This window comes from Lagierella sp. (genome assembly GCF_029983815.1).
GTDB lineage: Bacteria > Bacillota > Clostridia > Tissierellales > Peptoniphilaceae > Mediannikoviicoccus.
In genome coordinates, this window is the sequence record NZ_JASBYU010000005.1 from 24,619 (window position 1) to 50,425 (window position 25,807).

Annotated in this window: 23 protein-coding genes and 1 pseudogene; 19 read left to right on the forward strand and 5 right to left on the reverse strand. The window is 32.6% G+C overall.

Features of this window, described 5'->3' with window-relative positions; all coding sequences use genetic code 11:
- Positions 1 to 44 precede the first annotated feature (44 nt).
- From Q1K37_RS03490 to Q1K37_RS03560, 15 genes and pseudogenes are all read left to right on the forward strand, one after another.
- Complete coding sequence (locus Q1K37_RS03490; RefSeq protein WP_300409402.1) at positions 45 to 3,032, forward strand: thiopeptide-type bacteriocin biosynthesis protein; 2,988 nt, start codon at positions 45 to 47, stop codon at positions 3,030 to 3,032.
- Positions 3,019 to 4,368 carry a lanthionine synthetase C family protein gene (locus tag Q1K37_RS03495; protein WP_300409404.1) on the forward strand — a complete coding sequence of 450 codons (1,350 nt, stop codon included), beginning with the start codon at positions 3,019 to 3,021 and terminating at the stop codon, positions 4,366 to 4,368. Before Q1K37_RS03490 ends, Q1K37_RS03495 begins: the two co-directional genes overlap by 14 nt.
- Before the next feature lie 2 nt (positions 4,369 to 4,370).
- Positions 4,371 to 5,084 (forward strand): flavodoxin family protein, encoded by a 714-nt coding sequence (locus Q1K37_RS03500; RefSeq protein WP_300409406.1) that lies wholly within the window; start codon positions 4,371 to 4,373, stop codon positions 5,082 to 5,084.
- Between the two features lie 127 nt (positions 5,085 to 5,211).
- A pseudogene (locus Q1K37_RS08320) lies at positions 5,212 to 6,747 on the forward strand (ABC transporter ATP-binding protein).
- A 92-nt stretch (positions 6,748 to 6,839) separates the two neighbouring features.
- Positions 6,840 to 7,073 carry a hypothetical protein gene (locus tag Q1K37_RS03510; RefSeq protein ID WP_300409408.1) on the forward strand — a complete coding sequence of 78 codons (234 nt, stop codon included), beginning with the start codon at positions 6,840 to 6,842 and terminating at the stop codon, positions 7,071 to 7,073.
- 130 nt (positions 7,074 to 7,203) lie between these two features.
- The gene (locus Q1K37_RS03515; protein ID WP_300409410.1) at positions 7,204 to 8,178 is read left to right on the forward strand and encodes a dihydropteroate synthase; all 975 of its coding nucleotides are present in this window, start codon (positions 7,204 to 7,206) and stop codon (positions 8,176 to 8,178) included.
- 114 nt (positions 8,179 to 8,292) lie between these two features.
- Complete coding sequence (locus Q1K37_RS03520) at positions 8,293 to 9,177, forward strand: YitT family protein (RefSeq protein WP_300409412.1); 885 nt, start codon at positions 8,293 to 8,295, stop codon at positions 9,175 to 9,177.
- A gap of 265 nt (positions 9,178 to 9,442) precedes the next feature.
- Positions 9,443 to 10,456: a lipoate--protein ligase gene (locus tag Q1K37_RS03525; protein ID WP_300409414.1), complete on the forward strand. Its 1,014-nt coding sequence runs from the start codon at positions 9,443 to 9,445 to the stop codon at positions 10,454 to 10,456.
- 21 nt (positions 10,457 to 10,477) lie between these two features.
- Complete coding sequence (gene lipA / locus Q1K37_RS03530; protein WP_300409533.1) at positions 10,478 to 11,323, forward strand: lipoyl synthase; 846 nt, start codon at positions 10,478 to 10,480, stop codon at positions 11,321 to 11,323.
- Entirely contained in the window at positions 11,316 to 11,945 is a 630-nt protein-coding gene (locus Q1K37_RS03535) for an epoxyqueuosine reductase QueH (RefSeq protein WP_300409416.1), read from the forward strand. The genes lipA and Q1K37_RS03535 overlap by 8 nt, the downstream gene beginning before the upstream one ends.
- A gap of 223 nt (positions 11,946 to 12,168) precedes the next feature.
- Entirely contained in the window at positions 12,169 to 13,329 is a 1,161-nt protein-coding gene (locus Q1K37_RS03540) for an SIS domain-containing protein (RefSeq protein WP_300409418.1), read from the forward strand.
- A 9-nt stretch (positions 13,330 to 13,338) separates the two neighbouring features.
- Positions 13,339 to 14,481: an N-acetylglucosamine-6-phosphate deacetylase gene (gene nagA, locus Q1K37_RS03545; protein WP_300409420.1), complete on the forward strand. Its 1,143-nt coding sequence runs from the start codon at positions 13,339 to 13,341 to the stop codon at positions 14,479 to 14,481.
- Positions 14,478 to 15,410, forward strand: coding sequence for a hexose kinase (locus Q1K37_RS03550; RefSeq protein WP_300409422.1), 933 nt, complete (start codon positions 14,478 to 14,480; stop codon positions 15,408 to 15,410). Before nagA ends, Q1K37_RS03550 begins: the two co-directional genes overlap by 4 nt.
- Positions 15,411 to 15,423: 13 nt before the next feature.
- Positions 15,424 to 16,404, forward strand: coding sequence for a tagatose-bisphosphate aldolase (lacD, locus tag Q1K37_RS03555; RefSeq protein ID WP_300409424.1), 981 nt, complete (start codon positions 15,424 to 15,426; stop codon positions 16,402 to 16,404).
- Positions 16,404 to 17,132: a GntR family transcriptional regulator gene (locus Q1K37_RS03560; protein WP_300409426.1), complete on the forward strand. Its 729-nt coding sequence runs from the start codon at positions 16,404 to 16,406 to the stop codon at positions 17,130 to 17,132. Before lacD ends, Q1K37_RS03560 begins: the two co-directional genes overlap by 1 nt.
- A gap of 49 nt (positions 17,133 to 17,181) precedes the next feature.
- Here Q1K37_RS03560 and Q1K37_RS03565 read toward each other — a convergent pair whose 3' ends face one another.
- From Q1K37_RS03565 to yajC, 5 genes are all read right to left on the reverse strand, one after another.
- On the reverse strand, positions 17,182 to 17,604 hold the full coding sequence (locus tag Q1K37_RS03565; protein WP_300409428.1) for a PTS sugar transporter subunit IIA: 423 nt from the start codon (positions 17,602 to 17,604) through the stop codon (positions 17,182 to 17,184).
- An 86-nt stretch (positions 17,605 to 17,690) separates the two neighbouring features.
- Positions 17,691 to 18,722 (reverse strand): PTS system mannose/fructose/sorbose family transporter subunit IID, encoded by a 1,032-nt coding sequence (locus Q1K37_RS03570; RefSeq protein WP_300409430.1) that lies wholly within the window; start codon positions 18,720 to 18,722, stop codon positions 17,691 to 17,693.
- Positions 18,712 to 19,533 (reverse strand): PTS sugar transporter subunit IIC, encoded by an 822-nt coding sequence (locus tag Q1K37_RS03575; protein ID WP_300409432.1) that lies wholly within the window; start codon positions 19,531 to 19,533, stop codon positions 18,712 to 18,714. The genes Q1K37_RS03570 and Q1K37_RS03575 overlap by 11 nt, the downstream gene beginning before the upstream one ends.
- A gap of 78 nt (positions 19,534 to 19,611) precedes the next feature.
- Complete coding sequence (agaV, locus tag Q1K37_RS03580) at positions 19,612 to 20,088, reverse strand: PTS N-acetylgalactosamine transporter subunit IIB (protein WP_300409433.1); 477 nt, start codon at positions 20,086 to 20,088, stop codon at positions 19,612 to 19,614.
- Between the two features lie 198 nt (positions 20,089 to 20,286).
- On the reverse strand, positions 20,287 to 20,580 hold the full coding sequence (gene yajC / locus Q1K37_RS03585) for a preprotein translocase subunit YajC (RefSeq protein ID WP_300409435.1): 294 nt from the start codon (positions 20,578 to 20,580) through the stop codon (positions 20,287 to 20,289).
- A 134-nt stretch (positions 20,581 to 20,714) separates the two neighbouring features.
- Between yajC and Q1K37_RS03590 the strand changes: the two genes are divergently transcribed.
- From Q1K37_RS03590 to Q1K37_RS03605, 4 genes are all read left to right on the forward strand, one after another.
- The gene (locus tag Q1K37_RS03590; RefSeq protein WP_300409437.1) at positions 20,715 to 21,386 is read left to right on the forward strand and encodes a response regulator transcription factor; all 672 of its coding nucleotides are present in this window, start codon (positions 20,715 to 20,717) and stop codon (positions 21,384 to 21,386) included.
- Positions 21,383 to 22,324 (forward strand): sensor histidine kinase, encoded by a 942-nt coding sequence (locus Q1K37_RS03595; RefSeq protein ID WP_300409439.1) that lies wholly within the window; start codon positions 21,383 to 21,385, stop codon positions 22,322 to 22,324. Before Q1K37_RS03590 ends, Q1K37_RS03595 begins: the two co-directional genes overlap by 4 nt.
- 494 nt (positions 22,325 to 22,818) lie before the next feature.
- Positions 22,819 to 24,588, forward strand: a complete 1,770-nt coding sequence (locus Q1K37_RS03600) for a YcaO-like family protein (RefSeq protein WP_300409441.1) — start codon at positions 22,819 to 22,821, stop codon at positions 24,586 to 24,588.
- Positions 24,589 to 24,607: 19 nt separating this feature from the next.
- Positions 24,608 to 25,783 carry an MFS transporter gene (locus tag Q1K37_RS03605; protein ID WP_300409443.1) on the forward strand — a complete coding sequence of 392 codons (1,176 nt, stop codon included), beginning with the start codon at positions 24,608 to 24,610 and terminating at the stop codon, positions 25,781 to 25,783.
- The last annotated feature ends 24 nt before the right edge of the window (positions 25,784 to 25,807 follow it).

The window sequence follows — 25,807 nt, forward strand, 5'->3', positions numbered from 1 at the left end:
AAATAGGAGAATAAATTGTGTATACTTGTTTAAGAAATTATATTGTGAGAACACCGGTTTTAAGTTTTGATGTATTTGAGAAATATTCAAATTCAATATTTGATAATGCTAGACTTTGTAATAGTATGTTAGATTTGATGGCATACTCTAATTACAATTTTGTTGACTTCTGTAGAAAAAACGGTTGGAATAAAAACACGAAAGAAACTTTTTTGAAGTATTTGATTAGAATGTCAACTAGGACTACTCCATTAGCTAATTTAACAAATCTATCGATTCAAGAATATGCAAAGAAGAAAAGCATATTACTGAATGATAAGAATGTAATAAGAGTTTTATATGATATGGAGTGGTTATTTAAACTTACAATTAAACTTGAACAAGATATGGAAATCTTAAAAGATATTAGGCTTCAGATTAATCCCTCTTTATATTTAAGAAAAGAGAGAGTGGTCTTACCATTTGCTTTTCAAAATGATAATAATTCAGTAACACTATCAGGCAAGAAAGAAACTGACAAAAATTTCTCTTTAGATTTCGTTTTTGACGAGCTTATTAAAGAAAAAACAATTAAATTCTCTGATTTAGAAAGTAAAGTAAAAAATAAATTTAAAGATATTCCAGAAAGCGTGATAAAAAACTTCTTGTTTAGTCTAGTTAAGGAAGGTTTTATAGTAACTGAACTTAAAGAATTTCAGTATCAAGAAAATCCTATAAACAAGATTATTAATTTACTAAGAAATCAAGAGAAAGGAAAAGGACATTATTATGCGATATGTAACAAACTGTGTGAAATAGAAAAACTGACTTGTGAGATTAACAAAAAAGGGATTATTACTTTAGAAGAATTTATAAAAATTACAGAAAAAATGGAAAAGATTGTAAAAAATAAAAGGTATCTAAATATTTTATCAAGACATTCTCATAGTACAGTATTAAAATTAGAAGAAGAGTACAAGGTTGAATTTAATAAATTGGGTTTAATCTTAGATAGTTTAGCTTTAAATGACAATATAACTCCTGAAATTGAAAGTTACAAAAACAAATTTTTAGAAAAATTTGATGAATATTCCAATGTGCCTTTATTAAAGTTTTTAGACGATATAGAAGGAGTTGGTAATTTATACAACAATAGGACAATGCTAAATGAAAATAATAATTCTAAAAACCTAAAAGAGTTTTTAATGAACAAAGTTGTATTAAGTGGTGGGGAACGTATAGAATTAACGCAAAAAGACTTTGAAAAATTAAGAGAGTCTATGAGTATAACTTCAAATTATGCTAACGACATTGCTATTAATCTAAATATTATTAAGGAAAATAAAAATACAATACTTGAAATAGGACCTAATATAGGTTCAAGAAGTGCTTTTGCATCATTAAATAGATTTTATACCGTCCTAGAAGAAAAAGAACAAAAGATACTCGACAAATTTTATAGTCAAAAACAAAAAGAATTATTTAAAAATTATATTACTGTAGACCTTAAAGAGATTGGTCTTTATCCTAGCGCTATGAATATCTCAAACACTAAGAGAAATTATAGCTTTTATATAAACATAAATAACTTTACAAGAATAGATGATGATCACAATTTGAATCTTGAAAATATATATGTATCTTATAGTAAAAAAATGGACAAGTTATTTTTAATTGAAGAAAATGGGTGTGTGATTAAAGTTGTCAATGATAGTATGTTGAATGACGCGACTATGTCCTATATATCAAGATTCCTTATTGAGGTTTCAAATGCTTATGAGACAACTCCATTAGAAGGTTTATATTCAATAGAAAATGGCTTGAATTTAAATCATATACCTGAGATAAGATATAAGAATTTTATTCTAGGAAGAGAAAAATGGAAAATTAAAAAAGAAGATATTATAAGCCTCGACTTTAACCAATTCAAAAACTATATAAGTGAATTCATAAAAAATAATGGGATAAATACTAGAGTCTATATTAAAGAACTTGACAAGAATTTGTTATTGGATTTAAAAAAAGTTGAATTTAATAGAATCTTATTTAAATATCTAAGAAATATGAAACAGCCATTCACTTATTTAATAAAATCATATTTTAATGGTAGAGAAAATTGTTATTTTTCGTATAATAACAAGGCATACATTGGAGAGCTTGTTATACCATTCCGTTTAAAAGATAGAGATGATAGTGCTAGTTATGGGTTAAGTCAGGAAAAGACTTTTGAAAATCCAGCGCTTATAAATAAATATGAAATGGTAATCGACGATACATGGCTTTATTATGAAATTTATACTGCTTTTGATTTAATAGATGAGATTATCAAAAATCATTTTAAAAGATTTGCAGATAAATTTCTAAATCCAACAAATAAAAAATATTTTTTTATTCGATATAGAGAAAATGAAGATGAGATACGTATTAGAGTAAAAAAAGAACCTAAAAACTATATATCAGATGATTATAATTTAAATGACTTTTGTAGAGAATTGGTAGATAAAGGACTGGCATCTTCGTTTTCAAAGAAAAATTATAAACCAGAAATTTATAGATATGGAGGTGAGGATGCTATAAAATTAGCAGAAAGTTTGTTTTGGTTTGACAGTAAATTTTGCATAGAAACGATAAATCAAACTGATGAAAAATATAATATAATAACATTAGGTATTTTTGAAATAATCAATGCATATAATAGCATCATAGGGTTTAGTGATGCTGAAATTAATAGTATAGTAGATAAAAGGGAGTATAGGAAAGAATACAACAAACGAAAGAAAGATATAGTCAACAAAATAAAGGAATATGAATTAAACGATAGTAAGTTTAAAAAAATTAAATATGAAAGGTATAAAGGATATGTTGACTACTTTACCTTTATAAAACAAAACAAAATCAATTTAACAAATACAGTTATAGATATATTGATATCTGTCATACATATGTTTTGTAATCGTATGGATGGGAGACTTGAAGTAGAAAAAAGATGTTTGAATTATGCGGTAAGACTATTTATAGAAGAAAGGAATAAACGTTTATATGCAAAATGTTAATGATAAAAAACAATTAATAACTCTGTTTAATAAAAGAAAGTGTAATCCAAAAGAAATAATAGGAAGTAAAATAATAAATTTCTATTTTAGTAAGATTGATGAAGATACGCTATCTTTTGATGAGATTTCTCCTACAGAATTGCCACAGATTTTGTTAAGTTTTATTACTATGTATGAATATTATAATGATAAAAAAAAGTGGGAGAATAATGTAAAAAAAATTTTGGCACAACTTATTAAAAATATCGAAAGAGGGAAGTATATCAGAAATATAAGTATATTTGGGGGGCTTTCTATGATAGACTTATGCCTAGGTAAATTATTAAATATTGTGCCTGAATTACTAAAGTTAAGGACACAAATACATAGTATATTTCTAGAAGAATCAAACAGGTTCATAAACTTTTGCCTTGCAAATTTAGAAAATTTAAATTTTGGTATGTATGATTTGGTTTTAGGTTCTAGTGGGATAGCTTTAAATATTCTATTAAGCAATAAAATTACAGAACATGATTATAGGATATTAAAGAAATTGCTTTTATATTTTTCAATATTATCATATAAAAAATACAACAAAAAATTTGATGCTATGATTCCTAGATGGACCATTAGTCAAGAGAACCAATTTAGAGAAGATGAAAAAATAAATTTCCAATATGGGAATATTAATTATGGAGTAGCACATGGAATGATAGGGCCTCTAGTTATTATGAGTAAATGTTATTTCGCTAACATATATGATGATCTAGTAAAAGAACCGATTTCTTATATTTGTGAATTATACAAAGAACATAACATTAAAGAAAGCAATATATTTTTTTGGCCTACACAACAAAAAATGGAAAACTATATTGTGAACAATAATATAGACAATTACAGAAATAGAAAAAGTAGCTGGTGCTATGGGAATGCGGGTATTGCAAAAGCTTTATATCAAGTTGGTAAACTTACAGGCGATGAAGATTTAATAGAAATATCTAAGACTACTTTAAAAGGAATAGCAAATCAAACATTAGATGAGGATAATTTAAATAATGTTATAATTTGCCATGGATATGCTGGTCTAATGTTGATATTGAATGAGTTTAGTAAAGAAATCGATGACTTGGAGATTAAATACAAAAAAGACCTGCTTTTTGAGAAGATTACAAAATCTTTTAAAGCTGATTCAAAATATGGTTTTATATCTCAAGATGAAATTTATGAAAATGAGAGATGGGAAATAGCAACATCCGAAAGTCTAGATATCCTTGAAGGTTCTACAGGAGTAATATTGGCGATAACAAATTACTTTGATAAAGAAAGCGATCTTTGCAAAATATTATTAATGGGATAACAATGGAAGAGATAAAGATAAGTATTATTGTCGGAACTAATAACAATCCATCAAAAACGTGGGGTAAATTGTACAATATATTCAAAGACATAAAAAATAGATTACTAGAACAAAAGTTAAATATTTGCATATATTCTCTGTCAGGCATGGATATTAGTATGTGTAGAGGATGTAATTCGTGTTTTTATCTTGGTAAATGCAAATATTTTCAAGATGAGCTAAGTTCTATAATACACGATATAAAAAGTTCAGACATAGTTATTTTAGCCTCTCCAGTATATTTAAATAATATTACAGGAATATGCAAAAATTTTTTGGATAGAATGGCATACTTAACCCATATTTTATATTTCAGGAAAAAGCTCGGTATAGTTTTTACTTATGGCTCAAGAAGTTATACCGGAGTTGCAAATGAATATTTAGAAATGGTAATGAATTATTTTGGGATAAGAGTAGTTTTAAATGAAAAATTACAAGAATATGAAAATGATTTCAAATTGGAAAATCTAAAAATAGTAATATTAAAATACATTAGAGAATTAAAAGGGAAAAAGACAATTCATTCGAATGAGATACTTAATAATATATACAAAAATATTAGAAATGAATTTAGAGTTTATAAGAAAGAAAAAAATGGATTTGTATATGATTACTGGACAAATCATAAAATAGATCAATATAGCAGTTTTGAGGAGTTAATCGATAATGAAAAATAAACTCAAAAGTGAAATGTTAAAAATAACAAAAGGATTAATTTTTTCAACTAGCAGTATTCAAAAAATTGATAGGTGGTACATACCAATTGTATACTTATCTAACATAATATCTAATGTGTTACAAATAATGGTAACTTATACAATAAAACTAATAATAAGTTCACTAATAAACAACAACGCAAGAACATTTTATTCTTGTATTGGCGCTCTATTTACTATTTCGACTATTGTAATAACAGTTAATTCGATATTATTATATAAGATTATTCCTGCTATTGACTTAAAAATAACAAAGGAACTTAAGAACAATATATATAGAATAAATTACCAAAAGAGTTATGATGAATTTTCTAATATTCAATATAAAAACGAGTACTTCTTCGCATTAGAAAACATAGAGCAAATAAAAAGTGTTCATCATATACTAAGTTCAATTTTTGCAAGTATAGTTGGATCTATAGGAGTATTGATAATAATCAGAAATTTTAATATTAGTATTATTTCTGTTATATTAATCGGTTCGATATTGTCAGCTACATGTAAAATAAAAAAAGAAAAACATGCTTTAAATAAAACTATAACAGAAATAAGCTCGAACAGAGAATTAAAATATATTGATATAATTTTATATTCTGATGAATATGCTAAAGAATTACGTGCAAGAAATTTAGGAATCATTTTAGAAAACATCACAAAGATATATAAAAATCTAACTATAAATATAAGAAAATGGTCTAGTAAATTAATTTTTTTTGACTTAATCTCAAATATTTCATCACAATGGATGATTTTAATTGCAATAATTATTTTGGGAGTAGAAACCTTAAATCATAATTTAAATATAGGCAGTTTTGTTATGCTCGTTACGGCAGTACAGCAGATTTCTGGCTCATTATTAAACATTTTACAAGGGTTTCCAAATCTAGTTTCTTCATCATTATCACTAAATAAACTAATGGATTATATAAAGAAAAACAAATCGGTTATTAAGAAGAATCAATTGTATAAAATTAAAAGCATATCATTTAAAAATGTACATTTCAGATATGATGAATTCAATGAAATATTTCAAAAATTAAATCTTAATATTTTAGAGAAAGATAAGAAAATTTTAATTAAGGGCAAAAATGGTATAGGAAAATCGACTTTGATTATGCTTATGTGTGGGTTAAATATTCCAGATAAAGGGAATATTTATATAAACAATACTGATATAATTTCGATAAATAAAGCCAGTTTAGTAAAAGAAATTGATGTGATTTTTTAAGATTATAAATTTTTTTCTGGAAGCATATTAAGAAATATTGTCGACGATATGGATAAAGTAAATTATCATAGATTATATGAAGCTTTAGAGATAGTAGGAATGCGAGAAAAGATAAATAAATTGCCACAAAAATTAAATACAAATTTATTTAATGAAAAGGAAAATAGCGGCACTGGATTTTCAAAGGGTGAATTACAAAGATTAGCAATTGCAAGAACGCTTTACACTGATAGTAGTTTGGTAATTGCTGATGAATGTTTTAGTTATTGTGATAAAGAATTACGAAAAAAGAAATTTGAAATTATTGATAAATTAGCAGAAAAGAAAAAGGTAGTATATATTTCGCATCAACATTTAGATGAAACAAAATTTGATAAAGTTATTAGTTTAAATTGACATCTAGGTTAAATTGAATAATTTAATTGAAAGATGTATAATTTAATTAGAAGATTAAAAATCTTTCAAAATTTTTTGTAAAGGAGACGAATATGGAAAAAAGGAAACAGTCTTTCTTAGTAAAGGCAGTGGGAACGATTCTTTTGTTGGCCATACTCTTTTTCTTCAAGGGTATGAGAGTTGTCCAGCTGGGGGCAATAGGAGTGTTTCAATCATATTTGGTTTATGATGAATTGAAAGAACGAGGAAATGAAGATTTGACTTTGAGGCTAATAATCATGAATCTCATCTTCGACATGTTTATCATCTCCATTTTATGGAAGTAGGGCTAGGAAGGGGAACTGGGAAACCATTTCCTCTTTTTGCTTTAGGTTACGCAATTTTACAATTTTATGAATATGATGTATCTTTATCTTAGATGTGGCTCCATACATAATAAGGAAGGTAGGAGATAATATGAAGAGAATATTTAAGTATAAAGAAAAAACTATTGAATCTGGAGGTTCTACAATTCTATGTGGAATTGTAAATGTGACCCCGGACTCTTTTTCTGATGGTGGAAAATGGTTTGACCCTCAAAAGGCAATTGCCCATGGGCTAGAGCTTGTTGAACAAGGGGCGACAATGCTTGATATAGGTGGAGAATCTACAAGACCGGGGGCTACGAAGGTGGAAGTAGAAGAGGAAATCAATAGGGTTATTCCGGTAATAAGAGGATTAAAGGAAAAAACCGACGTGCTTATCTCAATTGACACATGGAAGAGTGAAGTTGCAAAAGCTGCAATTGAAGCTGGAGTAGATATTGTAAATGATATTACAGGACTTTTGGGAGACCCGGACATGGGAAGGGTTTTGGGAGAGTCAAATGTGGGAATTGTGGCAATGTTTAACCCTGTAATCCTAAGACCAAATCATCCTTCTTCAAAGGCCTTTATGAGATTTGGTGGAGAGGGAGTCTTTACAAAGGATGAAGAGGACAAAGCCATGGATAAACTTTCAATTCTGGACTCTTGTAAATTGTACTTTGAAAAGACACTTGCTGTAGCTTCAAAGTATAATATAGAAAAAGAGAGGATTATGCTAGATCCAGGAATTGGTTTTGGACTTACAAAGAGGGAAAATTTGGAATTGATAAAAAATTTTAAATTTATTCACGAATGGAATATGTTTGCCTTTATAGGTGTATCTAGAAAGAGATTTATAGTTAATATCCTACAAGAGTCAGGTTTTAATATGGATTCTGCCACTGAAGAAGGGTTTACAAACAGAGATGATGGTTCAGCGGCTCTAACTGCCATAGCTGCAACAATGGGAGCGGAAGCTCTTAGAGTCCACGTTATTCCAAGACATAAAATTGCAGCAGATATCGCCGACTCAGTAAGGATGGCAGAAAGCACAGAAGACATTAACTTCGAAGGATATAAAAACTAAGATAGGCGCTTATTTAGTTAATCAATCCAGTGGAAAAGGGATAATGTTGGTAAAAACTATCTGCCTCAAACCCTAAAATATGTTAAAATATAGTCGACAGAAAGGGTGGATGAGATGCAGATTAAAAAGATTAACTTGGAAAATTTAGAAAAGAGAGCACATAGAAAAGAAATCATCAATATAATAATAGGAGTGGTATTAATATCCCTTGGCATACATTTGTTTTTAGCTCCTAATAACTTAACCCTGGGAGGAGGAGCAGGACTTGCCATTGTACTAAGCAGTATCTTTCCTATTTCTACTGGACCGATGCTTGTGATTATAAATATCGTCCTCTTTATTATAGGATTTGTCTTTCTTGGTCCAGCCTTTGGAAAGAGGACCATCATAGCATCTTTGGGACTTTCCCTTTTGGTGTGGGCCCTGGATGTGTTTTTTCCAATAGAAAAACCCATAGTAGACAACCTCTTTGTGCAGCTGGTTGCCTGTGTACTGATGTATGGGACTGGGGTTGCAATTGTCCTTAACAACTACGCTTCCACAGGTGGTTCTGATATATTTGCAAAGATACTTCAAAAATATATTGGTTTGGATTTGGGAAAGGGTTGTTTGATTGCAGACTTTGCAATTACAGTATTTGCTTGGTATCAGTTTGGAACGGAAATTGCACTGTATTCCCTTGTGGGTGTGGTATTAAATGGGACCATTATAGACAATACTATCAATGGTTTAAACACTTCTAAACTGTGTTTTATAAACACATCAAAGCCTAAGGAAGTTTGCAAATTCTTAACGGAACACTTGACTAGGTCGGCAAATGTATATAAGGCAATTGGAGCCTATACTGGACTTGAAAAAGAAGTGGTCCAAACAGTAGTATCAAACAGAGACTATATCGTCTTAAAACGATATATCAAAGAACTAGATCCCCTTGCCTTTATTGTTGCAGCATCTGCCTCTGAAACCCTTGGTTGGAGATGGAGAAGCATAATTAGATAAGCGGTTCAGCAAGTAGTTTAAGTAAATATAAACTTTAAGAAACTTAGCCGTTGTATAGGAGCATCGGCTAAGTTTTTTACTTTAAAGTCTTGGAAATTTCACTATACTGGACCAGTATTATAATAGTGAAAAAGTTTTGCTTTAATAATGAAGTCTTTATCATTTTGTATAAATTTAGCAAAAAAATATACATAATTTTGTCATTTGGGGGACAATTGAGGGTTTGTCAATGGCTATGGTATAATTAAATTGTTCGAGAGGTGAAATGATGATAGTAGTAGAAAACAACAACACAAACCCTGCTTACAATCATTCCTTGGAGGAGTATTTTTTCAACAACTATGCTGAAGACATCTTCATTATTTGGAGAAATAGACCTACTGTGCTCCTTGGTAGAAACCAAAATATATATAAGGAAGTAAACTTGGAATATTGTAATAAAAATGGTATTGATGTGGTTAGGCGTCCATCTGGTGGTGGAACGATTTACTGCGATTTAGATATAATTCAATATAGTTTTATAACAAAGGAGCGGGAAGGAGACTCCTTTAGATATTTTACAAAACCGATTATAGACACTCTTTTAAAGCTTGGCATTGATGGAGAGTTTACTGGTAGAAATGATCTTGTAATCCATGGGAAGAAGTTTTCTGGAAATGCCCAGTACCACAATAGGGGTAAGGTTTTGCACCATGGTTCAATCCTCTATGGTGGCAATTTAGAGTCTATGAAAAATGCATTAAGACCAAACCCTCTAAAGTTTGTGGGAAAGAATATATCCTCTGTAACTACCAGGGTTGGTTTTTTAAAGGACTTGATGGACTTGTCCGTAACCGAGTTTATGGATGAAATCTCAAAAACGGTACTGGAAGATTTTGACATTGAAAAAGTTATAGTAATAGATGAAGAAATCGACAGAAAGATTAAAAGGATAATGGCAGAAAAATATGCCTGTGATGATTGGAATTACGGAAAAAATCCGAAGACGGATATCTGCTACTGTGTTAAACATCCCTTTGGAATTGTGGAATATGGTATTAGAATTGTCTGTGGAAAGATTAGGGAATTGAGTATTTCCGGGGATTTTTTTGGAAAGAAGGACATTTACGATTTGACTGTGAAACTTCAAGGACTTAAGTTTTCAGAGAAGGAGCTTAGGGAAGCTTTAAAAGATGAGGACGTATCCTCTTACATAACAGGTCTTTCTGTGGATATTTTAATTGAGGATCTGTTTTATAAAGAATGTATTGATGAAGAGTTGGTTTTAAATGAATGTTAAGGATAGGTGATAGATTTGAAGATAAAGAAAAAACCAGAATGGATGAAAATAAAGATACAAGGTGGAAACAAGGCTGCAGAAGTAAGAAATTTGATTTCCGATTTAAACCTTAATACTGTCTGTTCAGAGGCTAATTGCCCAAACAGAATGGAATGTTTTGAAGCTAGAACTGCAACTTTTATGATCCTTGGGAGTAGATGCACAAGAAACTGCAACTTCTGTGATGTTATCCATGGAACCCCTGATATGGTGAACAAGGAAGAGCCTGCAAATATAGGTGAGGCAGTAAGGCGTCTAGGACTTAAACATGCCGTTGTAACTTCTGTAACTAGAGATGACTTGCCTGATGAGGGGGCAACTCAGTTTAGAGATGTCATTAGAGAAATAAGAAAGAAAAACCCTGATACTACTGTGGAAGTTCTAATTCCAGACCTTCATGGAAAAGAGGAGTTCATGGATATAATCTATGATGAAAAACCGGATGTTTTAAACCACAATATAGAAACTGTTCCCTCTCTCTATGAAAAGGTAAGACCAGGGGCAGACTTTAAACGCTCTTTAAAGGTTTTAGATTATGCAAAGAAGAAGGGTCTAGTTACTAAGACTGGAATCATGGTGGGTCTTGGTGAAACCGAAGAAGAGATGATTGAAACTTTTAAAGCCCTTAGGGAAATAGATGTAAACATGCTTACCATTGGGCAGTATCTAAGGCCATCCCTAGACCATTTGGAAGTGGAAGAGTATGTTACACCAGAACAATTTGACAAGTATAAGAAGGTGGCTTTAGAAATGGGATTTGCAGAAGTTGCTTCTGGTCCTTTTGTAAGGTCATCATACAAGGCAAGGGCAATTAAGCTTGATGAATAAGAAAAATTATCATCTAGAGTTAGAGAGGATAATAGAGGGGATTGACTTAGACAATCCCCCTTCTTTGCTTTTACACTCCTGTTGTGGTCCTTGTTCAACATCCGTATTAGAATATTTGACAAGCTACTTTAAAGTAACTATACTCTACTACAATCCAAATATCTTTCCAAAAGAGGAGTACTTTAAGAGGCTTGAAGAACAAAAAAAGGTAATTGAAAAAGTTGAAGGAAAGTTTGAAATAGATTTTATTGAAGGAAGGTATGTTCCAGAGGAGTACTTTGACGCAGTAAAAGAAGTTAAGGATTTGCCAGAGGGGTCAAAGCGATGTTTTAACTGCTATGAATTGAGACTTAAAGAAGCTGCAAAATTTGCAGTTGAAAATAAAATGGACTATTTTGCAACGACTCTTTCTGTAAGTCCCTATAAAAACGCTCAAGTTATAAATGAACTAGGGGAAAGGATTGGGGAAGAGTACAAAGTAATGCATCTACCAAATGACTTTAAAAAGAAAGATGGATATAAAAAAAGTATAGAGCTTTCTAAAAAGTGGAATATATATAGACAGGATTATTGTGGATGTGTCTTTTCTAAAAGGGAAGCAGCTGAAAGAGGGAATAGATAGCCCTCTTTTTTTTATTATTCCAAGACTTTCAACTGGTATCTAAAATCAATCGTTGAAATGGTCATGAAAGAATGGGATTTTTTCAAAATGGTTCTTAAAAACGTTGGAAAATAGCGATTTATGGTTTAATATGCCCATTTGGGGTACAATATAGACAGGCAGATACCAGTTTATTGAAACAATTTAAGAAAGATAAACACTGATATTATACGAGGAGGAAAATATGTACAAGACTGAAAAGAGCCGACTAGAAGAGTTGGGTGCTTCCATCACCGTAGGAGAGGTTTATCAACAACCTCAACTTTGGGAGGAAGTTTTAAAAATTTACGAGGACAACTTGGAAGAGATTGAAAAGTTTTTAGACTTGGTTAGTAAAGAGAAAAATAGAGTAAAGGTAATTTTTACTGGAGCGGGAACTTCCGCCTATGTGGGGGACATTGTTGAAAGGCATCTAAAGAAGATTTCCAATAGAAACTTAGATTTTGAAGCGATTGCAACTACGGATTTAGTTTCAAACCCCTACGACTTTTTTACAAAAGATGAAACTACCCTATTGGTTTCCTTTGCAAGATCTGGGAATAGTCCGGAAAGTTTAAAAGCCGTTGAACTGGCTAATCAAATAGTAGATGACATTTACCATTTGGCAATAACCTGTGCAGCCGATGGGAAATTGGCAAAGGGACTAAAAGAAGAGACAAACGCGTTTACGCTGTTGATGCCAGAACCTTCCAACGACCAGGGTTTTGCCATGACTGGATCCTTTTCTTGTATGCTATTAATGTCTACACTTATATTTGACAATAGTTTAAAACTTGAAGAGAAGGCAAAAAGGGTTCATGAGATTATAAGACTTGGCAGGGAAGTGATAGACAGAGAAGAGGAAATTCAAGAAATTGTAGACCTGGACTTTAATCGAGTGGTGTACCTGGGTTCAGGGCCAATTGGGGCTTTTACTAGGGAAGCTCAACTTAAGATTTTGGAACTAACTGCAGGACAAATTGCAACCTGCTTTGATACTTCGATGGGCTTTAGACATGGTCCTAAGTCCTTTGTTGACGAGAAGACCTTGGTTTTTGACTTTATTTCAAACAATGATTACACCAAGTTATATGACTTGGATATATTAAATGAAGTTAATGAAAATAATATTGCAAGAGGAGTTATTGGGGTTTCCTATGGAGAAGTAAAGGGGGATTTTAGAAAGTTTAACCTTAGCAAAGATGGGGAATTAGAAGATGTGTTTTTGGTTTTCCCCTATGCAATCTTCGCTCAGACTGTGGCCATTATGGCAAGTCTTAAAGTAAACAACAAGCCGGATACTCCTTCTGCATCAGGAACTGTTAACAGAGTTGTAAAGGGAGTTATAATACATCCCTATGAATAGGAGCAGACTATGAAAAAGTTAATTAAAGGTGGCCAGATTTTTTTAGAAGATAGAGTTTTAAAGGACGGTTTTATTGAGGTTGACGAGGGAAAGATAACCGATATATATGAAAATATCTCTGAAGAGAGAGACTTTTTAGACTATTCCAACTACATTGTAGCTCCAGGATATGTGGATACCCATGTCCATGGCTATGGTGGATATGACATTATGGATTTGAGGACTGAAAGTCTTGCGAAAATTTCTGAAGGGATTGCAAAACACGGGGTTACAACCTTTTTGCCAACGACTTTGACTGCCAAGACGGAGGATTTGAACAAGGCTTGTGAAAATATATATGAAACCTATAAAGATGTAAAAGGAGCAAAGGTTGGAGGAATTTTTCTAGAGGGCCCCTTCTTTACCTTAAAGCATAAGGGTGCACAAAATCCACTCTATCTTACACCTCCAGACATTAAAAAGCTAGAGAAGTGGCAACAGATAAGTCATGGATTGGTAAAAAAGATTGCAATTGCTCCAGAATACGAAAATGCTACTGAATTTATTAAGGAAGCAAAAAAGATGGGCATATATGTTGCCCTAGGCCATTCTGATGCAACCTATGACCAGGCCTATAAAGCGGTTATGGCTGGGGCAAGTATCTTTGTTCATATATACAATGGAATGAGTGGAATACATCATAGAAATCCTGGAATGGTGGGAGCTGGACTTACATTAAAGAATGTATTTGCTGAGATCATCTGTGATGGACATCATGTTCACCCTGCGGCGGCGGATATTGTCATGAAGGCTAGGGGAAAGGATGAAGTTGTCCTCATTACCGACTGTATGATGGCAGGAGGTATGCCTGATGGAAACTATAAGTTAGGTGAACTGGACGTAATCGTTAAAGACGGAGCGGCGAATTTGACCACTGGATCTTTGGCAGGTTCTGTTTTAAAACTTGAAGATGCGGTTAAAAATGTTGTAAAGTGGGGCATTGCAACACCTCTTGAAGCGGTGTTAATGGCTTCCCTAGTTCCAGCGAAATCCGTAGGTTTAGAAGAGGAAGTAGGAAGTTTAAAAAAGGGAAAGAGTGCCGACATCAATATCTTAGATGAAGACTTAAATGTTATAACCACTTTTATAGATGGAAAAGAGATGAAAAGATGATAGTGACTGTAACAGCAAATCCCTCCATAGACATTTCCTATAGGCTAAAGGCTCTTAAAATTGACGGGGTGAATAGGACTTCTGAAATTTCTAAAACTCCTGGAGGAAAAGGACTAAATGTGACTAGGGTATTAAAACAACTGGGAGCAGAGGTTTTACCGACGGGATTTATTGGAGGAAAAAATGGTGAATATATCGTAGAAGAGCTTAAAGATATTGGTATAGAATCAAGTTTTTATAAAACCCATAAAAACACTAGAAACTGTATAGCAATTCTTCATGAGAAAAATCAAACTGAGATTTTAGAGTCAGGAGAAAAACATTCTACAGAAGATGAAGAAAAGTTTTTACTGCATTTTGAAAGGACTTTAAAAGAAAACTCCATTGTAACAATTTCTGGGTCAACCCCTCCTGGCATCAGTGAGGATTTTTATGAAAAACTATTACAGATAGGAGAAGACAAAAACTGTAGGGTCATCCTTGACTCTTCGAGAAAGAACTTATCCAGGACTGTTCTACATGGAAGGGTTAAACCTTTTTGCATTAAACCCAACGAAGAGGAGATTAATCATATTGAAGGCCTTAACTTAAAAGAAATAGAAGAATTTACTAAATATTTAAAATCACCAATCTTTGAAAAAATTGCCCTTGTAGTAGTTACAAGAGGAAAAAAAGGGGCGATAGTGAAATACGACAATGAGGTATATAAAGTGTCCATCCCCGAAATTAAACCAGTAAACCCTGTAGGTTCTGGAGATTCTACGGTGGCAGGACTTGCCTATGGGTTGGACAATGGGTTTAACATAGAAAAAACTCTAAAACTTGCTATGGCCTGTGGTATTTTAAACACCCTGGAGGAAAAGACTGGATATATTAATGAAAATAGGGTAGATGAATTTATGGATAAAGTGAAAATTGAAAGACTATAACAAGGAGGAATTTATGAAGACTATAACACCAGGTAAGAGAAAGAAGCTTGAAAAACTCTCTTCAAAGGACAATATAATAGCTGCTTTGGCAATAGACCAAAGGGGAGCTATTAGAAAGATGATCGATAAGATAGACCCGAAATTTAATAATCATGAAAATATTGAAAAATTCAAAACACTGGTTTCAAAAAAATTGACCCCCTATGCTTCGTCTATCTTGCTAGATCCTATATATGGGTTAAAGGCCTCAAAGGCAAGGGACGAAAATGCAGGTCTATTGTTGGCCTATGAAGTTACTGGATATGACAATGAAACTCCAGGAAGACTTCCAAGGCTTTTAGAGAAATGGTCAGTAAAGAGAATCCTTGAAGAAGGGGCAGATGCAGTAAAGATACTACTTTACTTTGATATTGATGAACCAGATGATATAAACGAACAAAAAAAGGCCTTTGTAGAGAGGGTTGGTTCTGAATGTATGGGAGAGGACATCCCGTTTTTCCTTGAAATAGTAAGTTATGATAGTAAAATTTCAGACTCAAAATCCAAGGAATATGCAAAGATTAAGCCAAAAAAAGTAATTGATGCAATGAAACTCTTTTCGGAAGAAAGGTATAATGTGGATGTGCTAAAGGTAGAAGTTCCTGTAAATATGTCCTATGTGGAAGGGTATGGAGATGATGTCCTGTACTCTAAACAAGAAGCTCTAGACCTATTTAAGGAACAATCTGACAGTACAAGCCTTCCTTTCATATTTTTATCTGCTGGAGTTTCAGCTGAGCTTTTTCAAGAGACCATTAAATTTGCCAAAGAGGCAGGATCTACTTTCAATGGCGTCCTTTGTGGAAGGGCAACATGGGCTGGTGGAGTAGAGGAGTTTTTCAAATCTGAAGAAGATGGAAAAAAATGGCTTGAAACCCAGGGAAGACAAAACATTGAAGAGTTAAATGAAATACTAAAAGTAAGCGCATCCCCTTGGACTGAAAAGTTAAAATAATGAAATTGGAAAAAACCGATAAAATTCCCCTCTATTCAAAATTGGTGGACATCCTAGCTGGAGAAATGGAGCTGATGAAGCCAGGGGATAAGCTACCTTCTGAGAGAAGGCTTTGTAAACTCTACAATCTATCCCGGACTACTGTAAGACAGGCCATAGGAGAGCTTGAACTAAATGGTTATATCGAAAGGGTCCATGGAAAGGGCACCTTTGTGGCTAAAAAGGACAAGGATAAACACAACCTTTCAGACTACTATAGCTTTACAGATCAGATGAGAAATATAGGAAAAAAACCTAGTACAAAAGTTTTAGAGTTTCATATAGAAAGGGCCAACAAATTTGTAGCTACACAGTTGAAGATTAAAGAAAAGGACAAGATAATAAGGTTTATAAGGCTTAGACAAGCAGATCAAACTCCAATGATGATAGAGACCACCTTTATTCCCTATAGGGGTTTTAAGGAGCTGAGTCGCCAACTACTAGATGAAATGCCTCTTTATGATATCTATGAAAAGAAATTTAATAAAAAGGTAAGTAGGGTAGAGGAGGTTTTTCAAGCTGGGATTTTGGGTAAAGAGGAAGCTAAGTCATTAGAGTTAAGCCAAGGCTTGTCCTGTTTGAGGATAAAGAGATACTCCTATGATAAGGAAGATAATATTATAGAATACACTTTGTCCTATGCAAGGGGCGACCAGTTTGCATATAAGGTGTCCTATAATCCAGCGTAACAATTTAATAATAAAAAAAAGACAAGGCAGGGTTTTTCTCTGCCTTGTACTATATTCCGTCAGAATCTTCATCTTCAGTCCTTTTTTCTTCCCTATATACCCTTACGCCGTTTTTTCCTTCTGCAAGGATGTTTTCTACTAATTTGTCTAAATCCTTTGAACCATCAAAGACTGCGGTGTAGAGCATTTGAAAGTTTGCGCCTGCCAAAACCCTTACATTTTCCATCTGTGCAGTTAAAAGGACCGATCTATTGAAGGGAGTTCCCCCTGCAAGGTCTGTCAAGATTACTATTGAGTCACAGTCTTTTAAATCTTCTAAAGCCTTTTTGATTTTGTCGTCAAGGCCATCTGTTCCATCTTCTTGTAGAAAGTTAACTGCAACCAGATTTTCCTGTTCTCCCGCAATTAACTTTAAGCCGTCTTCTAGGCCCTCGGGAAATCGTCCATGGGCCGTTACTATAACTCCGTTCATAAATCCCTCCTTATTTTATTTGTTCTTAAGACTTATCAAGCACTCATTTATGAGTGCTTGAAAGTACTTTTATCTTCTATTGTATATTAGCCCCAAATGCTTGGTGCATTGAAAAGTGCTGGAATTAGTGAACCAGCAAGTCCTAATACTAGTAACAAACCAATGGATTTAATCGGCGTAAATTGCTTTTTAACCATTAGGAAGTATAGACATAGGGTTAAAGCTAAAGGAATAATCTTTGGTAGTACACCATCCAGTATCTTTTGGAAGTCCACCTTAACAGGTTGTTCTTCAAATCGGTTGAAGGTGATTTCGGACTTTCCATTACCCAAATCAACAATTCCTGCTCCTTCTTGAAGGGTTTCTGTAGGTTCGCCCTTGTCGTCTTCCACATAGAGGTATTTGGCGTAGTCAGGCATATCCTCATTGGCAACTATTGTGGTCACCGGCACTGCCACGTTGGTAACACCGTTGTCCTTAACAATATTTAACTTTGTTCCACCGTAAACTGCAATTAGAGAACCTACGACGAAAACTCCAAGGATTGAAGCTGCCCTTGTAAATTCCTTTGCATTTGAAGTCAAGATGTCAATGGCGTTTATACCCATTTTATAGGACCAGTGCATCAAGAAATATCTTACTATAAATTGTGCTATATTAAATATCAACAGGAATATAAATGGCGCTGCCAAACTACCTTGGATTGCCATATTCGAAGTTATACCTGCGGTTATTGGAACCAATGTCAACCAGAATAGCGCATCTCCAATACCTCCAAGTGGTCCCATGGCAGAAACCCTTACTGCACGTATTGTTGGGATGTCAGCTTTATTTTGTTCCAGTGAAAGTATTATACCCATAACTAAAGTAACTAAAAATGGATGGGTGTTAAAGAATTCAAGGTTATGGGACATGGACGCAGCCAAGTCGTCTTTATCCTTATGAATTTTTTGTAGTCCCGGTAAAATACCATATAGCCAACCACCAGCTTGCATTCTTTCGTAGTTGAAAGAAGCTTGCAAGAAGAGTGATCTCCAAACCATCTTGTTTAAGGTCTTCTTATCAAGGGGCTGGGCTGGGGTTTGATCCTTATAGGTATCAGGAATATTATATGCCATCTTCTTCACCTCCAATACTGTTAAAAGAAGCGGTCTTTAACTTTGTTTGTACTTGGTAATCCCAATAAGCAAAGGCAAATCCTATGAATGCCAGTAGGATAAGAGCGGGACCTTGAAGATCTTCGATTGAAACTATTACTACTGCAAAGGCAAAGCCTGCAAACATAAAGCCCCACAAATCTCTAGAGAGCATTACCTTCAATAAAACTGCAAAACCGACAAATCTCATCATTCCACCGGCTGCAGAAAGTCCGTCCATTACCGCCTTATACCATTTGTTATCGGCCAACTTAGCCATTTGGGCGGCCATTGCATTACCACCGATAAAGAATAGGATTGCAATTATTCCAAAGGCTGTACCTAGTAGAGCCATGGAAATAAGGTTTATTTGAGTAATTCCCTTTGGGTTTGCCTCTTGGGCATATTGATCCGCCTTGGACATAATAGGGGACATTACAGTAAATAATAGTGTTACAGCAGACTGCCCTAAAATTGCAAAAGGAATTGCTGCTGCTACGGCTGCAGTTGGTTCCATGCTGCCCTTTCCTGCAATTGCCAAGACAGTGGCCATGATACCACCTAGTACTGCATTTGGAGGTTGAGCTCCACCAATAGGCATATTACCTATGGTCATAAGTTGGAAAGTACCTCCTACGATAAGTCCTGTTTTCACATCCCCGAGAATGGCGCCGATGACAGGGCCCATTACAATGGGTTGATACAAGGACTCTAGAAAACTAAATTGGTCTATAGCTGCAATAAAAGTAACTATAAACACCAGGAGCACTTGAATAAAATTAAAATCTCCCATAATTTCCTCCTTTTTTAAAAATAAATATCAAGAACCCTCTATTAGCTTTTATTTTAATATTAGGTCTTTGTCTATTGGTTATTTAAATAATTTTTGTGCATCTTCAGCCGATTCGGTTGGAACCTTTCGGATTTCAAGTTCAACGCCCTTTTCCTTAAGCTTCTTGAAGGTCTCTACATCCTCATCATCTACGGCAACCACTTGTGCCACCTGTCTTTTTCCCTCAGCCATATGCATATTACCAACATTTACCTTAGTGATTGGAACACCACCTTCAACAAGCTTTAATACATCCTGAGGTGTTTCGCATATGATGAAGATCTTTTGTCTATCAGCAGCCTTGTGGATTACATCGATAGTCTTTTGGATTGTAAAATATCTTGTAGCTACTCCGTTGGGAGCGGCCATATCCATAAGACCTTGTCTCATCTTATCAGAAGCAACTTTATCGTTTGCAACTAAAATAAGGTTTGCCCCAATAACATTTGTCCATTGAGTGGCAACCTGTCCATGAATCAATCTGTTGTCAATTCTTGTTAGCATTATATTTGGCATTTAAATCATTCCTTTCTTCTCTTATATATAATTATAACCTAAAAAACCCACAAAATAGTGGTTCTTTTGACCTGAAGGAAAGCTTTTCCTAAAACCAATCAATAGATGTTGGAAATTAGCCTTTTCTCCTATAAATAACAACAAAAAAACTTTAAAAAAATCTTTTTTTCAAACTGGTATCTAAATTTAAGTAAAAGTTTAGTCCACAATCGATGAAATGCTGTATCTACTTACTGTCATAACAGCCTTGGACTTAACTTCAACATCCACAGTATCCCTGTCGATTTTAATTATTTTTCCATATATTCCGTTTGAAAAGATTACCTTTGATCCTACTTTTAAATTCTGATGCACATTTGAAAAATGCTCCTTTTGTTTTTTTAATTTAGAATTTGCAACAAAATAATAGATAATGACAATAATAAAAATCAAAAAAATAAGGGCAATAGATGCACCTAAAATGGAATTACCAATAGAATTTCCCGAAACCATGGCCTTACCTCCTCTCTTTCTATATCATAATATACCCAATACAAGTTAACAATATCAATTGAAATACAGAAATAAAATAAAAGACAGTAAACTAAAAATTTGAATTTATTGTATAATTGACCTAGGAGGAGCCTATGAAAATTTTTATTGTGGAAGATGAAAAGAAGATAGCTGATGAATTGGTTTTTCAATTACAGACCTGGGGATACGAAACGGGGACTGTAAAGGATTTTAAAAATGTGATAGAAGAATTTAAGGAAGAAAAATACGACTTGGTACTAATGGACTTGAAGCTGCCCTATAAGAATGGTTTTTTATTATGTGAAGAAATAAGAAGCTTTTCCAATGTTCCAATTATATTTTTAACTTCTGCCGGTGACGACATCAATTTGATAAATGCAATTAACTACGGTGGAGACGACTTTCTAGCAAAGCCCTTTCAAATGCAGATACTTAGTTCAAAGATAAAGGCACAACTTAGAAGGGCCTACACCTTTAACAAAAATCTGTCTTCACAGATAAAGCATAGGGATGTGGTTTTAGACCTAGATTCAATGACCATAGCCTATGAGGGTTGTGAGGTTTCATTAAGTAAGAATGAATACTTGATACTAGAAATTCTAATGGAAAATATTGGTAAAGTGGTTACCAGAGCGTTGATAATGGATAAACTTTGGTCTACCGATTCCTACATTGACGACAACACATTGACGGTCAATGTGACAAGACTTAGGAAAAAACTTAGCGATATCGGCATAGAAGATTTTGTAGAAACGAAAAAAGGAGTAGGTTATATAATACGATGAAAGACTTCTTCAAAATAAATAAGGACTTTTTTACCACCTATTTAATAATGGGATTGGTTTCATTAATTCTGTTTTATGCCTTTGACTATAGTAAAACTGTACTACTATACTATATGTCCCTGTCCTTAGGCATACTCTTAATCCCTATAATTTATAGAACTTTGCGTTTTAATAGGTTGTTACACTCTCCAGACTTTGAAATTTTGCAAAAAGATGGTTTAAATAAAAAAAATAAAGAACTTTACGAGGACTTAGAAAGGGAAGTCTTGGATATAAAGATGAAAAATGCCAAGAGTTTAAGTGAATTAAATTCCTACCTAACCCTTTGGGCCCATCAGGTTAAAACACCCCTTGCCGCCATACTTTTAATGTCGGAAAGGGCAGGGGAAAAAGAAGTGGAAATTGAAGTACAAAAGACAGAAGAGTATATTAGCCAGATGATAAATTATATGAAGTCAAAGGAAAAGTCCAAGGACTATTCCTTTAAAAAGATAAGTTTGGAAAGAATAGTCAGAAAGACCATTAGAAAGTACAGGCTCTTCTTTATAGAGAAGAACTTAAAACTAGAACTTCAGTTAAAAGATGTCACCATAGTTACAGATCCCAAATGGTTTAGTTTCGTGTTAGATCAGATCATCTTTAATGCTTTGAAGTATACAGTAAAGGGTGGAATCCGTATTAGTAATCAAGAGGACAATTACAAACTGATAATCGAAGATTCGGGAATTGGTATACCAAAAGAGGACCTTGCAAATGTTACAAGCTTTGGTTTCACGGGAGAAAATGGTAGAAACTTCAGCAACTCCACAGGAATAGGGCTATACCTTGTAGACGATATCCTAAAACGTTTGAAATACGACTACAAGATAGAGTCAAAAGTCAATAGAGGAACCACCTTCAAAATAAATATACGAAGAAAAGAGCTTATTGAAGATTAGTTTTTGAGTAATTGGACAGTCCTAGGGCTGTCCAACTAAGTACATGAAATCCTGCCTGAAAAGTTCGAGTTGCCTTTATGATGGTTGATAGTAATTTTTGAATTAAAAAGGTAAATTTAATTAAATATCTCTTACTCATGTTTCAATATTGTTTTAAACAGTTAAGGAAGATAATACAATTTGAAATTATAAATAGAAAAATTATGAAAAGGATTTAAAAAAATAGAATAAAAGCTTGACACTTATATATTAAATGATGTAATATACAAATTAAAGGAGGGAAGAATTATGAAAACAAAAAAAGAAAAAGCAAAAAAAGCCCTGACATTAAAAGCTGTAAAGGTGAAGCAAGAATCAGGGGTTGCTTCGCAGTCTAAGAGTAGCTATACATGCTCTGCAAATTAAACTAAATAGTAGTAGACACAACTATCAGAATTATATAATGAAAAATCTGATGGTTGTGTTTTTATTTAGTTAATATGGGAAGGTGGAAAATGTTTTATTTTAAATGTGGAAAAGAATTCTACTTTGAAGATGAAAAGGAATTATATAAAGTTAATTATGAAGATAATTTAGAGTTAATTAATGAAGTTAGAATAGAAGATGAAAATTTTTCTAAAAATTACGATGTGAGTGAAATAGAAATAGAAAATTCTATCTATTTGATGTATAAAATTTTCAACTTATCAGAATTGAAATCAATACTACAACAACTTAAGAAAGAAAAGAAATCTGCTATAATAGAATTCTTTGACCTAATATTGTACATAGATAAGAATAATAAATTAAATACATTAGAAATCTATACTAGATACATTGAGGGTCTTAATTATAATATAAGAAGATTGTTGAGTACACAGGAGAAAAAAATATATTTTAACGATGAAACGAAATTGTCAACAATCAATCAAATTATTAATGAAACAATCAAAATAAATAGTAATGAAATTGTATACTATCTAAAAAATGACAAATCCATATATGTAACCAGTATATTTAATTCATTACCAAGAGATTTTAGAAGTGCTAATATAAAGTTAAAAGCACAGGAATATTTAACTTTGGAAACTGGTTATCGTGAACAAAGTAGCAGAGTGGTTTTTCCTATAGGCCGTTTTTCTATAATTCAGAAAATTGAACGAACAGATTCAAAAGATATTATTGGAATTCCTGTTTATTCTGGGGAAACTGCATCTTATGATGATAATATTAGGTTTTTAGTACAAGGCGGAAAAGGACATAGCGAAATTCAAGCATATAATAGCTTTGTTGGAGAATGTATTGAAAGATATTCAGCAAAAATATCAGATAAAGATAAAATAATTACAGGCACTTATCAAGAACTAAAAAAGAAAGGATACGAAATAATAAATCCTACCTGTATGAACATAGATGTTAACAACAATGAAATAGGAAGATTTAATAAGAAGAAAGTTTACGATTGGGTTTTATGTACGAATTTAAAAGATAATAATCGATTTTTGATAGAGGCATCTTTTGTATTTTTTCCATATTATAGAAAAATAGAATATTTGTTTAACACTCAGTCAACTACAGGACTTTCATCTGGAAGAAACTTAGAAGAAGCAATTCTTCAGGGAATTTTAGAAGTGATTGAAAGGGATTCTTATTCAATTAAACAAAAAGCAAATACCAGAGCATACGTAATCAACAGAAGCTGTTTAGATTTTGAAAATGCTAAACTTATTGAATATCTCAAAGGAAAAGGGGTTCGCTGTCATTTAATAAAGTTAAATGAAGAATCTGAATATCATGTAGTGCATTGTATGACAGAAGCAAGTAGAATACCTATTTTTACTCATGGATGCGGTGCGTCTTTAGACATTAACACAGCTACACGAAGGGCGATACTAGAAGCAATTCAACTTAGAGTTTCACAAATTGAGCTATTTAACATTGAAATAGATCAAAATAATAAATATATGAAACCATATTTTGAATGGGCAAAAGGAAATTATGAATATACACATATTTTTACCGAAAGAGAAAACCATAGAATGCCAACAGAATATAAAGATTCACGAAGTAATAATTTAAAGAAAGATATTGATTTTTTAGTTTCACAAATCGATTCCCCATATATATTAATAGCGAACCTATCGAGAAAGGAATTACCTCTTAATGTAGTTAGAGTAATAATTCCTACTTATCAAGATATAGATTTTAACAATAGAAAAATTACTAAAAGATTAAAAACGGCATTAAAAGGAAAGGAGGTTACAAAATTGGGAATCTTTAGTTAGTTCCTAATTTTAGACTAAAATGGAAAGGAAAAATGTTTACATCTATTATTTTTCACAAATATTACTATTTGTGGCGGCATCGTTATTTAATCCAGTGTCATATATGTTCTATATGGATAATGGGCTTTCTGCAAGTATTATCGGTATAAGTATATCTATTTTGTGGATTTCATCTGGAATATTTGAAATCCCTTGTGGAATTTTCACAGACAGGCATGGAACAAAAAATACTATGATTTTATCTACTGGGTTAAGTATTTTAGGTTTGGGCTTACTGATAATAAAAACCAATACTCCTTTACTACTATTATCTTCTTTTATATTCGGGGTATCAAGTGCAGCAAATTCTGGATGCTTATCAAGCTGGATTGTTAATTATTTAAAATCGGAATTAAATGAGACTTTTGAACAGTCAATAATACAAAAGGTATTCTCTACTTCAAATATATATACTAGCATAATATCAATTATATTTTCCTTTCTGGTTTTACAAATAATATATAAAATAAATCCAAAGTACCCTATTTATCTTTCCTTTATTGCATATACTATTTGCTTATTGTTTTTTTTTCTAATATTTCCGAAAAGAAAAAGGACTCAAAAGGAAAAGAAAAATAAACTTAGAAATACATTCAAAAGTTATACTAAAGTTATAAGTAAGGAATTTATCCTTTTAAGTATATATTTTACAATACCATCTGTGATGGATATGGGACCAGTAAATCAATGGAGTATAGTTTTTAGAGATACGAATCTATTAGGAGTAATCCAAGTGCTAATAGTTGGATCGTTCGTATTAGGAAATTGGATGGTATCAAAAACCAAAATTCAGCAGAAAGATATTTTAAAGTTAGTAATATTTGATGTATTATTGATAATTTTTTTATCTGTTACTGATAAATTTAACAAATATATACCTATATTTTTCTTCTTAGCTCATGTAGTAATAAATACGATTACTCTCGCTGTTAATATGAGTTATTTTCACTCTAATGTAATTACGGATGACAAAAATAGAAATACCTTATTTTCTACATTTAGTTTTCTAAACTCGCTTATAGTAGGATTATTGTTGGTTTTTCAGGGATTTCTTTCAGATGTTTTAGGGATGTCAAATTCATGGGCATTATTTTCAGCTATTGGTTGCATATTATATTATACTTTACACAACAAAATAATGAAAAAAAGCAATTAATATAGGACATGAAATTGAAGAGGT